Below are 14,027 nucleotides of genomic sequence, written 5' to 3' on the forward strand. Positions count from 1 at the left end.
ACATCAGCAAAAAGGTTTATCTTAAACAGTATGGCCCTCTTAAGAAATACGAGCGCTGCTTATCCTTCTTCAGTCCCTAATGTCATACCACCATCAACGACAATTTCTGTTCCCGTGCAATATGAACTTTCATCAGAAGCAAGGAATGCTACAGCCCGCGCAATTTCAAGCGGCTGCCCGATACGCCCCAGAGGAACCGAATTATAAAAATCCGGAACACCTTCACCTTGGGTGGCCATTTCTGTTTCGATTCCGCCCGGATGGACCATATTAACCCGGATTCCCTTTTGTCCCAATTCAATAGCTGCTGCTTTAGACATCGCAACAACGGACGCTTTTGTGGCAGCATAGGCTGAAGAATTACCAATTGGGGCAAACGCAGAGATCGATAAATTGTTTATAATAGAACCTTTTTGCTGTTTTTCCATATGCGGAATAACTGCTTGCATTCCCCGAAATACTCCGAGCTGATTCACATTAATCAACTGTTGATAATCATCTATAGTTATGTTAATGAATGGTTTACGTTTTAGAACTCCGGCATTATTAACGAGCACATCGATTTTACCGAATTTGTCCATAACCAAATCCACAGCTGCTTTCCACTGTGATTCCTTTGTGACATCCAACTGCACCGGATATGCGCGCTCTTCACCTATAGCCAGTGCCACTTCCTGAGCCTTGGCATAATTCCGGGCACCAACCACCACAATGCCACCTAATGAGGCAAGATGGTCAGCGATAGCTTTTCCCTGACCACGATTGGCACCAGTAATAAGGATTACTTGTTTTTTTAAGTCAGGCATACTCTTTCTCTCCTTAGTCATTGTCTTATGATATTCTAACATACAATGGCCAAATACTGCGTTTATTATTATGGCTCTTCAACACCATAAATGATTGTAATTATTCACAGTCTATTTCTGACTTAACCCTTAACGCAACAATAAGATATTTTATAAATAACCCTTCATCCTAATTACTTTTCCATCAACTTCTGGACCAACTTCTTCCATTCCATTTTTATGATAAAACTTAATCGCAGCTGAATTTGATGGGGCAACTCTTAGGTGATACTCACTAACTTTATTGTTATCAAAGAATTGCTTCGCATAGTTGTGTAATTCTTTTCCTTTACCCTTTCCACGCATTTCAGGTACTAAGTAATACAGATTTATATATCCAATTTCTTTACCTTCGAATTCACGAATGGTTAATTCCAGTTGTCCTATATATTTACCGTCTTCTTCAACTAAAACAAAGCCTTTTGAAAGATCTTTTATTTTTTCATCTAACCAATGTAGATATTCCTCTTCACCAAATCCCGAAGTATCTCCAAAGCTAACTTTAAAAGAGTCTTTCCGAAATTCAACTACTTTATCTCGATGTTTCTTTATTTCAATTTCCTTGAACTTCACTTCATCACCCCTTATAAAACCTCTTCTTTAACAAAGCCCTGTTTCACAAGAGCACGATTTAGATGAAGAACTAAAGTTCTTTCTTCATCGAAGCAACCTTGATATTTATACCGTTTGGTTTATGCACAACCTCTTCGTCATACACAACATAACCTATGGAACTATATAGCTGCATGTTCTTAGGTACTGTCATACGAACCTTGCACAGTATTGTAGATACACCAAATTTATTTGCATAGTCCTCTAAAGATTTTAATATCTTTTTCCCGATTCCTTCTCCTTGTTTTTCAGGAATGACTGACAAACGATAAAAATATAAACTCTCATTTTTTAATTGAAATCGGACCATACCGACTGGATTATTTTCTTCATATGCAATCAATGATTTTTCCCCTTTTTTAAAAGCGTCAGAAACCGACTGAACAGTTTCTTCTAAAGCGCTTGGAGGAATTTCATTCTTATATTCCATAAATGCCTTAATCATTAAATTATGAATTATAGGTGCATCTGAAGATATTGTAGAATTTATTACCATATTTCCCCTCCTCTTGATGTAATAGTTATACATTTAGAATTATTTTATACAAAATAAAATTATTAAACAATACTGAACCAAATAATATTATCGAGTCTCCATTTAACAATAATTTCTTCTTGTGTTAAATTGCTCCGTTAGCTTAAGTACATTTTTCACAATCTCCAATCATTTAGCTTAACATGATAAAGCTAATTTTTTAGATCAATATCCAGACTGGTTAAAAACGAACATCACCCTAACAAAAATCCTAGTATTTGAGTATTGATAAATAGAATAATAATTTATAGAACAAAGGCACAAGCGCCCGTTTAGCGACGTACGGACTGGACTGAGCCGGAGGAGATAAAGGAAACACGGCGACGAAAGAAGCCGATGTTGACTTATCGCACGGAGGTGAAGGAAGTCGCGCTAGGCGCTGGACGCTGGAGCCGGACGTGGCTATTCCAGTGACTGAATTATCCATAGTATTCAAATTTTATAATTTCCTATGCAATGAAGAAAAGAGCCTAAATAGGCTCTTTTCTTAAATATCATAGGATCAACAGTCAATTGGAATGGTAATAACCCAATTTAGAACCATAGATCAGCAAGCATTTTCATCGACCTTTTCCTGTCTTCCGGGTCGTAGGTGTATGTCACAACAATTAGTTCATCAGCCCCGCTGCGTTCCGTAAACTCTTCCAATTTCTTACGTACTGTTTCCGGAGAGCCGACCGCTTTGATGCTGAACATTGATTCCATACGTGCTCTTTCCTGTTCTGTTCCTAATTCGTCAGGATCCACTGGTGGTTGCATGAGGCGCTGTTTTCCAGTTTGCATATCCAATAACATGTTCTGTGTCGTGGTCCAAAGTCTCTCCGCTTCCTCATCCGTTGGAGCAACGAGGACATTAATCCCAGCCATTACATAAGGTTCTTCAATTTGTGCCGTTGGTGCAGTTGACTTGAATGTCGAACGATACAGATCAATCTTCTCCTCGTAATTGTCCGGTGTGAAATGAGAGGCAATGGAATAAGGTAAACCCAGTTGACCAGCAATCGAGGCGCCATTCATACTTGAACCTAAAACCCACATGGGTACATTCGTGCCTGTCCCTACATTGGAAGTTACAGGTACACTATGCCCCAAGCCCTCCTCACTAAACCATCCAGTGAGATCAAGAATAGAGTTAGCAAAAGATTGTGGGTCACTACCGGAATGAGTTAAGAGCTGAGCCGTCTGGGCATCGGTGCCTGGAGCCCGTCCGAGACCTAGATCAATCCGATCAGGAAACAATTGTGCAATGGTGCCAAAGCTCTCGGCCACCTGTAGCGGAGAATGGTTGGGCAGCATAATCCCGCCAGAGCCAACACGAATTCTTTTCGTCACATTTGCAGCCAGACCAATCAAGTTGGAAGTTGCCATGGATGCCAAATTTATCGAGTTATGGTGCTCTGCAAACCAGAGTCTCTTAAACCCGAGCTTATCTACCAGTTGAGCCGCTTCTAAGGCTTCCTCCAGTGCTTCTTTTTTCGTTTGACCTTCTGATATACTGACAAGATCAAGTACGTTTAATGGGATATGTTTGGTCATTTTTATTCACCTCTATATTATTTTTCTGTATCGTCTACTGACTTCATCCTACATAGTATTTTAGCAGGTAACCTTCTTCTTCTAAATTTATTAGCATACTAGTAAAATTTTACTAAGGAAGTTATTTTCCAAAAAGGAGTTGGCTTTATCTTGTTATTAATTCAATTCCCTTGAACCAAAACTTTTCTAAACTAATGCAACTTAACTTCCATTGGATCAATATAAAAAGAACCTCAATTATTAGATTATGTCTAATAATTGAGGTTTGGTTTGAATGGATATATCCTCTAATTTAATCTTTTTAGTAATAAGGTGAATCCGTTAACCTACTACCTCTTTGTTCCTTTACGTTTCATTTCCTCGTCCATTTGCTGGAAAAATTCCTCATTTGTCTTAGATGCTTTTAATCGTCTTAGGAAGCGTTCGAGGAACTCATTTGAATCCTGCATTGTTTTACGAATTGCCCACATTTTATCAAGTTTGGATTTCTCAACGAGCAATTCTTCTTTACGGGTACTGGAACGTAAGATATCAATTGCTGGAAAGATTCGGCGTTCTGCCAGATTACGGTCCAGGTGCAATTCCATGTTTCCTGTTCCTTTGAATTCCTCATAAATGACGTCATCCATCCGCGAGCCTGTATCTACTAATGCTGTCGCCAGGATGGTAAAGCTTCCGCCCTCTTCAATGTTACGTGCTGCACCAAAGAACCGTTTTGGACGGTGAAAAGCTGCCGGATCAATACCACCGGATAAAGTACGACCGCTCGGCGGAATAACTAAGTTGTATGCACGAGCTAACCTTGTAATACTATCCATTAAGACAATAACGTCACGTTTATGCTCAACTAAACGCATTGCTCGTTCCAATACTAGTTCTGATACTTTGATATGGCTTTCTGGAACCTCGTCAAACGTTGAACTTACAACGTCAACATCAGGATGGACGGATCGTTCAATGTCTGTAACTTCTTCTGGTCGCTCATCAACAAGTAAAATGATCAGTTTTGAATCTGGGTGATTTTTTGAAACGCTGTTAGCAATTTCTTTCAACAGCATTGTTTTACCAGCTTTTGGCGGCGCAACAATTAATCCACGCTGCCCAAATCCGACTGGAGTCATCAAATCGATAATGCGTGATGATACCTTTCTATCTTCTGTTTCCAAACGCATCAAACGGTCGGGATACAATGGTGTCAATGCAGGATAATGGACACGCTCCTTGGATGTGTCTGGATCCATACCGTTTACAGCATCCACATGCAACAGCCCATAATAGCGTTCATTTTCTTTTGGTGGGCGAACTTTACCCGAAACTTTATCCCCATTACGGAGGTCAAACCTACGAATTTGTGAGGCAGAAATATAAATATCCTCTGCACTCGGAGAGTAATTAATTGGTCTTAGAAAACCAAATCCTTCTGATGGAATAATTTCCAGTACCCCATCCATAAATAAAAAACCATCTTGTTCAGCTTGTCCTTTTAAAATAGCAAATATGAGTTCTCTTTTTGTTAATTTTGAGTAATAGGATACTTTGTATTCTTTTGCTAATGCATATATTTCCTTTAATGTTAATGTCTCTAAATGAGAGATTGTTAATGCAGCCATTCAATCACCACGCCTACTATTTATTTTTATATTTTTTTACTTAAATCACACAAAGTTTATCGCTTTTTAACGGGCAAGGTCACCCAAATACGGCACAACCTTGAAAGGAATGCCGTTTTTCCTGCATGCGATATTATTCTGAGAGGTCTACCTTGTCAATCGCAACGCCGACATTAGCATGTCCTTGCTCCGAATGAATGCAATTTCTTTTATAAGGATTTATAAAAAAACCAGGGTTCTAACTATTTCTTGGCGCTATGCCAAGCTTTTCTAATAAAGATTTAGTAATCTTTTATGGTAGGTTTTTTCTTACAGAATTGAAGAATTATCGGAAGCTAGAATAGAAGATCGGTTTATTTAGAAAACTTGTTTAAGTATACATTATCATAACCAAGTTAGATATGTAGTAAACACATACTATGTTACGCTTTTACACACCAATATTCAACTCTATTTTAAAATTTCTAATAGAATTTTTAATAGAATTAGGAAGCCATCGACTATGATGGCTTCCTCTTCTATATATTTCCAGTGCTTTTTCAACATTTACATGACAAGATTAGGTTTCTTCTTTAAGCTGTGTTCTCCATCAACGAAACGAACTGTTCCGCTTTTCGCCCGCATAACGACCGTCTGTGTTGTGGCTTTTGAACCTTTATATTGAATGCCTTTCAATAATTCGCCGTCCGTTATCCCCGTTGCAGCAAAAATTGCATCATCACCACTACAGAAATCATCCATGTAAAACACTTTATTCATATCTGTTATTCCCATCGTCTTACAGCGTTCTATTTCCTCGTCCTTTTCTGGATAAAGTTTGCCTTGAATCTCGCCACCTAAACATTTCAAAGCGGCCGCAGCAATTACACCTTCAGGAGCGCCACCGATTCCAATTAGAATATCTACACCAGTATCATCAAAAGCTGTATTCATTGCACCTGCAACATCGCCATCCGGAATTAATTTGATTCTTGCACCCGCTGCACGGATTTCCTCAATTAATTCTTTATGACGTGGGCGATTCAATACCGTTACGACAACATCTTCTATATCTTTATTTTTAGCTTTTGCTACTGCACGTAGATTATCATAGGTGGAAGCATTGATGTCCACCTTGCCTACTGCTTTTGGTCCTACTGCAATTTTTTTCATGTACATATCAGGTGCGTGTAATAATGTCTTTTCATCAGCAATCGCAATGACGGATAAGGCATTCCATGATCCCTGAGCTACAATGCTTGTTCCTTCTACAGGGTCAACAGCAACATCTACACCTGGGCCGTCACCAGTACCAAGTTTTTCACCTATATACAACATAGGTGCTTCATCCATTTCTCCTTCGCCAATAACGACTGTACCTTGCATCGGAATTGTATTAAAAACGTCCCGCATCGCCGTAGTTGCAGCATCATCTGCTTCTTCTTTTTGGCCTCTCCCCATCCAACGGGCCGACTTTAATGCAGCAGCCTCGGTAACGCGAACTAATTCCATTGTTAAACTTCTCTCCATTATTTTCCCTCTCCCTCTTCAATAAATAACCTCATCCCAAAAGGATTATTTATATAATTAAGGTGGAAGTGAGCTCCTTAGAGATGTAGTTAGAACAGCACTTTAAATGATTATGAATTTTGAAATTGTACAATCTCTTGATCGGTCATTTCTTCTCGCCAAACATTTGCACCGAGGTCGAGTAATTTCTCTGTAATTTTTTCATAACCTCGATCAATATGTTCAAGACCTGTTATTTCTGTTATACCTTCAGCCATTAATCCCGCGATGATAAGGGAGGCGCCAGCACGTAAATCGGAGGCTTTTACTTTTGCGCCCTCCAGCTGGGTTGAACCAGACACGATTGCTGATCCACCTTCCACTTTTATCGTTGCGTTCATACGCCTTAATTCATCAATATGCTTTAGACGAGCTGCATAGATTGTGTCTGTAATAACACCTGTATCCGCTGCCTTTGTTAATAATGTAGTAAAGGGCTGCTGAAGATCTGTTGGAAACCCTGGGTAAACCAATGTTTTCACATCTACACTCTTCAGCTGTCTGCTAGGAATGATTCTGAGCTGTTCGTCTTTTTCCTCTATAGACACACCCATCTCACGTAATTTTGCTAATAATGATTCTATATGCAGTGAGATTACATTATCGATAATTACTTCTTTCCCTTGCGCTGCTGCTGCTATAGCATAGGTTCCGGCTTCGATGCGATCCGGAATAATAGTATGTGTACAACCATGTAATTCAGGAACACCTTCAATACGAATGACGTCCGTTCCTACCCCTTTGATTTTTGCTCCCATGTTTGTTAACAATGTAGCTACATCAATAATTTCAGGCTCTTTTGCAGCGTTTTCAATGGTTGTTTTTCCTTTTGCCTTAACTGCAGCAAGCATGATATTAATCGTCGCTCCAACACTAACAACATCCATGTATATTCGGGCGCCTCTAAGCTCTTCTGCTCGCAGGTAAATGGCTCCCTGTTCATTTGTAACTTCAGCACCCAAAGCTTCAAATCCTTTAATATGCTGATCAATTGGACGCGGCCCTAAATAACATCCACCAGGAAGACCAATAACGGCTTTGTTAAATTTACCCAACATTGCACCCATGAAATAATAAGAAGCGCGTAACTTCTGTACCTTCCCATTCGGTAATGGCATAGGGATCATATCCTCAGGGTTAATCGTAACAGTTTGGCTGTCTTGCCACGAGACCGATCCACCAATTTCCTCCAATAAATCTCCGAGTGTAGAAGCATCAGAAATTTCCGGAAGGCCTTCGATGGTCACATCAGAATCAGCTAGTATTGCAGCTGGCAATAAGGCAACCGCACTATTTTTTGCGCCACTTATTCGTACCTGGCCATTTAATAGATGACCACCTTCAATTAACATTTTTTGCATGTAAGAAACCCCACTTTTTGATGTACTGGATAAGTAAAGCTAATGATGAACCAACCTCGCGTGCATAAGCAGCGACCCTTCTAATTCAAGGACGTTTTACTGATGGCAGCTTACTTACACTGATATGAAAGTATAACTTTTTTTGGGAAATCAGTATAAGTGCAACTAAGGCTTGGCGATAAGCCAAGTTTTCTAAAAGCTTTACTTTAGGCGAATGTCCTTAGTTCGCACTTATACAGTAGGAAAGTTTATCTTTCCTATCTGCCAAGTCCATGCACCCTTTTTTATTTAGGTTGTGCAATATTTCCAATTTCATACGCTTTATTTTTGTTTATTCCAGTCTGAAAGGAATTTTTCAATTCCTTGATCCGTTAATGGATGTTTCACTAGTTGACCGATCACTTTCATCGGAATCGTTGAAATATGTGCCCCGTTCACTGCAGCATCTGTGACATGCAGTGGGTGTCTAATCGATGCAGCAATAATTTCTGAATGGATATTATGTCGGTCAAAGATGGCTGAAATCGTCGCTATCAAATCCATCCCGTCTTGGCCAATATCATCTAATCGCCCTAAAAATGGAGATACATAAGATGCGCCTGCCCGTGCTGCCAGGAGCGCCTGATTCGCATTAAAAATTAACGTTACATTCGTTTTGATGTTAAGATCACTTAATGCTTTTACTGCCTTAAGTCCTTCAAGCGTCATTGGAACTTTAACCGTTATATTTTCTGCAATCGCAGCTAGTTCCTTACCTTCACTGATCATTCCCTCAGCATCTTCCGCAATTACTTCTGCACTGACAGAACCTGAAACTTCCTTTGTAATCTCACCTAAACGTTCATGAAAGGATACACCTTCTTTTGCTACCAGGCTTGGGTTTGTTGTCACCCCTGATAGAATACCAAGTTCATTAGCTGTTCGTATCTCATCAATATTTGCTGAGTCAATAAAAAATTTCATATACGTGAGCCTCGCTTCCCTATGTAAATTTTTAGAGATTATGGCATTCGCCATTAAATGTTTGGTGAATGCCAATTTTTCTAATTTAACTAGATATGCTTATGCTTGCTTTGTTGAACCAAATTCACGCATTTTGCCTTTAACAGTTTCGATAATTGCCTCGGTACCAGGTCCTAAGTATTTACGTGGATCATATAGATCTGGTTTCGCGTCCAATGCTTTACGAACAGCGTCTGCTTGTGCCATTTGACTTTCCGTATTTACATTAATTTTCGCAGAACCCAAAGAAATTGCACGTTGAATATCATTCGTTGGAATTCCAGTGCCACCATGTAAAACCAATGGAACATCGACCAAGTTCATAATTTCTTCCATACGGTCAAAACCTAAGTTCGGCTCCCCTTTGTATGGACCATGTACAGAACCAAGTGCCGGTGCAAACACATCAACATTTGTCTCTTTAACTAATCGTTCGCATTCACTCGGAATTGCGTATGCTGCTTCTGCATCATCTACAATGATATCATCTTCTTGTCCACCGACGCGACCTAACTCTGCTTCAACCGATACGCCATGAATATGTGCCAATTCCACCACTTTTTTTGTAATTGCAATATTGTCATCCAAAGGCTCGTGTGATGCATCGATCATTACAGATGTAAAGCCTGCATGAATTGCCTCTGCCGCTTTTTCAAAACTTGAACCATGATCCAAATGTATAGCCACTGGAACCGTTGTACCATACGAATCCATTAGCGCTTTAACCATAGCTACAACAACATTAAAACCACCCATGTATTTCGCAGCACCCTCAGAAACACCTAAAATAACTGGTGATTGTTCTTCTTCAGCCGCTTTCAGAATTGCTTGTGCATATTCCATATTATTTAAATTAAACTGTCCCACCGCATATTGATTTTCTTTTCCTTTTTCCAGCATCTCTTTCATCGATACTAATGGCAAGCTATATCCTCCTCTAAGATGACTTATTCACCTTTGTCTTTAATTTTAACTACACTATAAGAATACCAATTTGCGACTAAAGGCGCAACACCTGAATGAATTATCCTATTAATGACCTCACTCGTTTGACCATTTCTTGTACATCAAACGGCTTTAAGACGACAGCTTTTACTAAACGTTGTCTTTCTACTTCCTCTCTAATAGACTCTTCTAACCCGCTTATAAGTATCGTTGGAATTTTTATATTATCCTTTTCCAATTTCTGCACGACTTCGACACCAGTAAAAATTGGCAATCTATAATCCATTATAATTAAACTGAAAAAATAAAGTTGAATAATTTCTAACGCTTCTTTACCGGTCGAGGCTGTGCTTACCTGATACCCTTCACTTGTGAGAAGATCGGTTAATAGTAAACGGATGCCAGCTTGATCATCCACTACTAAGATTCTCTTTTTCATAACATAATGCTCCCCCCTTCACATCAATTATTTCTCCTCCTTGTAAATTGTCCTGCTACTTAATTTCTATATAATTATGTAAAAACCTGCCAAAATATGAAATATGTTTCGATTATCGTTCTATTAAAATGACATTTTTTTAAAAATAATTAAGGTTGTTTTCTAAAAAATTGATGTTTTTGGCGTAATATTTATAAAAGACGAAGTAACTTGAAATTTAGGTTGATGCTTTTTAAACCGCTGCGGAAATACACTCCGCTTTCCGCGGGTGACCCGTGAGCCTCCTTGCCCCGGCAAGGGGTATGCCGACGTTGCCCGCAAAGGGCGGTTTTAGTTGGCCTTCATCATTTAACGCACTGCGGGGTCTCACTCTGGCCACTGTTCCCGCAGGAGTCTCCGTGTATTTCCTTCGCTGGTAAGATGCTTTTCAACTTCATCAAAATTGCTTGATTATATACTAAACATAGCCATGCACTATTATGATAGTTGATTGGAGCGAAGGACAGTCGACTCCTGCGGGAAAAGCACGAGTCTGAAGACCCCGCAGCGGCGGTCTTCCGCGGGGAGGCTGAAGCCGTGCCCGCGGAAAGCGACTGACCGGAGCGGAAATCAACAAGCACTTACGTCGTCTTTTATATCAATTTGCGAAGAATTAAAAGCAACAAAGGTTTTCGGTGGGGCGAGTAATCGCAGTCCCAATGCTTACGAAAAGAGCTATAATGAAAAAACCCTGAATGAAGGGTGCACTTCTAAAAGGAACCTTTCATTCAGGGTATAGAACTTACTTTTTATTATTTGCTTTATGGGTAACGGAAGCACTGATAAAGCCTTCAAATAAAGGTTGTGCTCTTGTTGGTCGTGATTTGAATTCTGGATGGAATTGGCTTGCTACAAACCAAGGATGATCCTGTAGCTCAATCGTTTCTACCAACCGACCATCCGGACTTGTACCTGAAAATAATAAACCGTTCGTTGTCATTTGTTCACTATAATCATTATTAAATTCATAACGATGACGATGACGTTCTTCAATCGTATCTGCTCCACCATATGCTGCTTTTGTTTTTGTACCGTCTTGTAATTTGCAAGGATACACACCAAGTCTTAATGTGCCACCTAGATCAGAAATCTCTTTTTGTTCTGGTAATAAATCAATGACTGGATGCGGTGTATTTGGATCAATTTCAGCTGAATGAGCCCCTTTAAGCCCAAGTACATTTCGGGCAAATTCAACGGTTGCAAGTTGCATGCCAAGGCATATACCAAGGAATGGAATCTTGTTTTCACGTGCATAACGTATGGCATCGATTTTTCCTTCTATTCCACGATCACCAAATCCTCCTGGAACAAGTATTCCATCCACATGAGCTAATTCCTTGTGTATCGATTCTTTATCCAATTCCTCTGAGTTAATCCAGTGAATATTAATTTCTGTGTCATACGGGTAACCTGCGTGCTTCAATGATTCTGCCACTGAAAGATAAGCATCTGGTAATTCCACATATTTTCCTACAAGACCGATATCAATTTTCTTGGAAAGGTTGCGCACTTTATTCACAAGATCCTTCCATTCTTTCATATCTGCTGATTTGCAATCCAATCCAAAATGGTCACACGTTAATTGATCTAGGTTCTGTTCTTGCAGGGAAATCGGCACTTGATAGAGCGTATCAGCATCCTGCATCTCGATTACCGCTTGCTCATTGATGTCACAGAAAAGGGCAATTTTTTCTTTCATCCCTTTACTAATCTCATGTTCTGTACGTAACACAATGACATCTGGCTGAATACCTAATGAACGCAATTCTTTCACGCTATGCTGAGTTGGTTTTGTTTTCATTTCACCAGCTGCTTTAATATGCGGCACCAGTGTACAATGGATGTACATCACACTATCTCTGCCAACATCGTTCTTAATCTGACGAATAGCTTCAAGGAATGGAAGCGATTCAATATCACCTACTGTACCACCGATCTCTGTTATCACTACATCTGCTTTTGTAGCTTCTCCTGCACGAAAGACCTGTTCCTTAATTTCATTTGTAATATGAGGGATAACCTGAACGGTGCCGCCTAAATAATCACCGCGTCGTTCTTTTCGGATCACACTCGAATAGACTTTCCCTGTTGTTATATTGCTATATTTATTTAAATTTATGTCAATAAATCGCTCGTAATGCCCTAAATCCAGATCGGTTTCTGCTCCGTCCTCTGTTACAAAAACTTCACCATGCTGATATGGACTCATGGTTCCTGGATCCACATTGATATAAGGATCAAACTTCTGGATCGTTACCTTTAGTCCGCGATTTTTCAATAAACGGCCTAATGACGCTGCTGTTATACCCTTCCCCAAGGAAGAAACAACCCCGCCTGTAACAAAAATATACTTCGTCACAACTCATCCCTCTTTCTTCAATATGCTTTTATATAATCGTATAGAGGTTGCTCTTAAATTACCAAATGAAAAGCGACCTAGTAGTTTCTAACCCCAGTTATGCCGCTTCGACCTCTTCATTCGGCAACTTTTGAACACTCACTTATAATGTGCAAAAACATGGAAAATAATAAAAGCGCCTCCCCATGTAGTATGGGGAAACGCTTTGGTCTGCCGAAATTTAAGTGCCCAATACGAATTGTACTTCAATTGGCTTTAAAAAGTCAAGCTGTCTTTTACGTCTACTTTTCATCCATATCATCATCAACTTTTACTTCCTCGGTAATGGCTTCTTCTTCTTCTGGATCAACAGGATCAGCTTCCTTCAAGGCCTGATCCATTTCCTCCTCATCGACCATATCTGTGACTGCTTCATCAATAAGGTCCACGTCCTGTTCTGCTTCCTCTTCCTTTTCTTTTTTAGTTTTTGTTTTCTTTGTTTTTGTTACTTTTGCCTTTTTCTTTTTCTTTGGAGCTGCTGTCACTTCTTCATCCATCTGTTCGACTGGATACCAACGTTTCAGCCCCCACATGTTTTGACCAATCGTAATAAAGCGCCCATCTACATTTAAATCCGTATAGAACTGTGCAATGTTTTCTTTTTTTTCTTCCGCAGAGAATTCCTTCAATTCTGCTACTCTGTCGAAAATCTCATTATAACTAAGTGCTTTCTTTACATCCAATAACTCAGAAGTAGCCAATTCAATCATTGCCATTTCTTTTATTTGTGCTTTGGTATATTCCTTCAAGCTCACGGTACCGCGCTCCCTTTACTTATATAATAAGGCTTTTGCCTACTTTAACCTTGTTTCTAAAACTTACTCTAGTATCTAACAATTATTACAGTTTAGCGGGCAGGCCGACTAAACCACGCATACGTCAATCGCAACTCCAACATTTACACGTCCAATGCGTTCATTAATTCCAACTGAATAAAGATTTACTTTATCATAGTTGCACCTGTATTAAAACCATATCTTACATTATAAACAAAATTCAGTTGAATATGCTAGTTAGAAAACTTGGCAGTCGTTAAAGTGTGTGTTCAAAAAGGTGGATAAAAAGGACCGCGTCGGCTAAAGTCGCAGGCGTCCTACCTGCAACGCCGACACTAGCACGTCCTGTGCGTCGAAAGTTCGAGGCGGCGTAGCTTTGAG

The 14,027-nt window shown here is 39.6% G+C and carries 12 protein-coding genes; all 12 read right to left on the minus strand.

Features of this window, described 5'->3' with window-relative positions; genetic code table 11:
* Nucleotides 1-59: 59 nt before the first annotated feature.
* The 12 genes from OLD84_RS17240 to rpoE all read right to left on the minus strand — a co-directional run bounded on the left by OLD84_RS17240 (nucleotide 60) and on the right by rpoE (nucleotide 13,625).
* Nucleotides 60-806 carry an SDR family NAD(P)-dependent oxidoreductase gene (locus OLD84_RS17240; RefSeq protein WP_209463018.1) on the minus strand — a complete coding sequence of 249 codons (747 nt, stop codon included), beginning with the start codon at nucleotides 804-806 and terminating at the stop codon, nucleotides 60-62.
* 150 nt (nucleotides 807-956) lie between these two features.
* Entirely contained in the window at nucleotides 957-1,418 is a 462-nt protein-coding gene (locus tag OLD84_RS17245; RefSeq protein ID WP_209463017.1) for a GNAT family N-acetyltransferase, read from the minus strand.
* 70 nt (nucleotides 1,419-1,488) lie between these two features.
* Nucleotides 1,489-1,953, minus strand: coding sequence for a GNAT family N-acetyltransferase (locus OLD84_RS17250; RefSeq protein WP_209463016.1), 465 nt, complete (start codon nucleotides 1,951-1,953; stop codon nucleotides 1,489-1,491).
* A gap of 573 nt (nucleotides 1,954-2,526) precedes the next feature.
* Nucleotides 2,527-3,528, minus strand: a complete 1,002-nt coding sequence (locus OLD84_RS17255) for an LLM class flavin-dependent oxidoreductase (protein ID WP_209463015.1) — start codon at nucleotides 3,526-3,528, stop codon at nucleotides 2,527-2,529.
* Nucleotides 3,529-3,857: 329 nt separating this feature from the next.
* The gene (rho, locus tag OLD84_RS17260; RefSeq protein ID WP_209463014.1) at nucleotides 3,858-5,138 is read right to left on the minus strand and encodes a transcription termination factor Rho; all 1,281 of its coding nucleotides are present in this window, start codon (nucleotides 5,136-5,138) and stop codon (nucleotides 3,858-3,860) included.
* 546 nt (nucleotides 5,139-5,684) lie between these two features.
* Complete coding sequence (glpX, locus tag OLD84_RS17265; RefSeq protein WP_209463013.1) at nucleotides 5,685-6,647, minus strand: class II fructose-bisphosphatase; 963 nt, start codon at nucleotides 6,645-6,647, stop codon at nucleotides 5,685-5,687.
* Between the two features lie 110 nt (nucleotides 6,648-6,757).
* The gene (locus tag OLD84_RS17270; protein WP_209463012.1) at nucleotides 6,758-8,047 is read right to left on the minus strand and encodes a UDP-N-acetylglucosamine 1-carboxyvinyltransferase; all 1,290 of its coding nucleotides are present in this window, start codon (nucleotides 8,045-8,047) and stop codon (nucleotides 6,758-6,760) included.
* Nucleotides 8,048-8,368: 321 nt separating this feature from the next.
* Nucleotides 8,369-9,010 carry a fructose-6-phosphate aldolase gene (fsa, locus tag OLD84_RS17275; RefSeq protein WP_209463011.1) on the minus strand — a complete coding sequence of 214 codons (642 nt, stop codon included), beginning with the start codon at nucleotides 9,008-9,010 and terminating at the stop codon, nucleotides 8,369-8,371.
* Between the two features lie 99 nt (nucleotides 9,011-9,109).
* Entirely contained in the window at nucleotides 9,110-9,973 is an 864-nt protein-coding gene (gene fba, locus OLD84_RS17280; protein WP_209463010.1) for a class II fructose-1,6-bisphosphate aldolase, read from the minus strand.
* Nucleotides 9,974-10,073: 100 nt separating this feature from the next.
* Nucleotides 10,074-10,433 (minus strand): response regulator, encoded by a 360-nt coding sequence (locus OLD84_RS17285; protein WP_209463009.1) that lies wholly within the window; start codon nucleotides 10,431-10,433, stop codon nucleotides 10,074-10,076.
* 781 nt (nucleotides 10,434-11,214) lie between these two features.
* Entirely contained in the window at nucleotides 11,215-12,831 is a 1,617-nt protein-coding gene (locus OLD84_RS17290) for a CTP synthase (RefSeq protein ID WP_209463008.1), read from the minus strand.
* A 281-nt stretch (nucleotides 12,832-13,112) separates the two neighbouring features.
* Nucleotides 13,113-13,625, minus strand: a complete 513-nt coding sequence (gene rpoE / locus OLD84_RS17295) for a DNA-directed RNA polymerase subunit delta (protein ID WP_209463007.1) — start codon at nucleotides 13,623-13,625, stop codon at nucleotides 13,113-13,115.
* Nucleotides 13,626-14,027: the final 402 nt, after the last annotated feature.

Source organism: Virgibacillus natechei (assembly GCF_026013645.1).
GTDB lineage: Bacteria > Bacillota > Bacilli > Bacillales > Amphibacillaceae > Virgibacillus_L > Virgibacillus_L natechei.

Coding starts and splice junctions, on each gene's coding strand:
- OLD84_RS17270 (WP_209463012.1), bottom strand. CDS start 8,047: ATGCAAAAAATGTTAATTGAAGGTGGTCATCTATTAAATGGCCAGGTA.
- fsa (WP_209463011.1), bottom strand. CDS start 9,010: ATGAAATTTTTTATTGACTCAGCAAATATTGATGAGATACGAACAGCT.
- glpX (WP_209463013.1), bottom strand. CDS start 6,647: ATGGAGAGAAGTTTAACAATGGAATTAGTTCGCGTTACCGAGGCTGCT.
- OLD84_RS17285 (WP_209463009.1), bottom strand. CDS start 10,433: ATGAAAAAGAGAATCTTAGTAGTGGATGATCAAGCTGGCATCCGTTTA.
- OLD84_RS17250 (WP_209463016.1), bottom strand. CDS start 1,953: ATGGTAATAAATTCTACAATATCTTCAGATGCACCTATAATTCATAAT.
- rho (WP_209463014.1), bottom strand. CDS start 5,138: ATGGCTGCATTAACAATCTCTCATTTAGAGACATTAACATTAAAGGAA.
- OLD84_RS17255 (WP_209463015.1), bottom strand. CDS start 3,528: ATGACCAAACATATCCCATTAAACGTACTTGATCTTGTCAGTATATCA.
- OLD84_RS17240 (WP_209463018.1), bottom strand. CDS start 806: ATGCCTGACTTAAAAAAACAAGTAATCCTTATTACTGGTGCCAATCGT.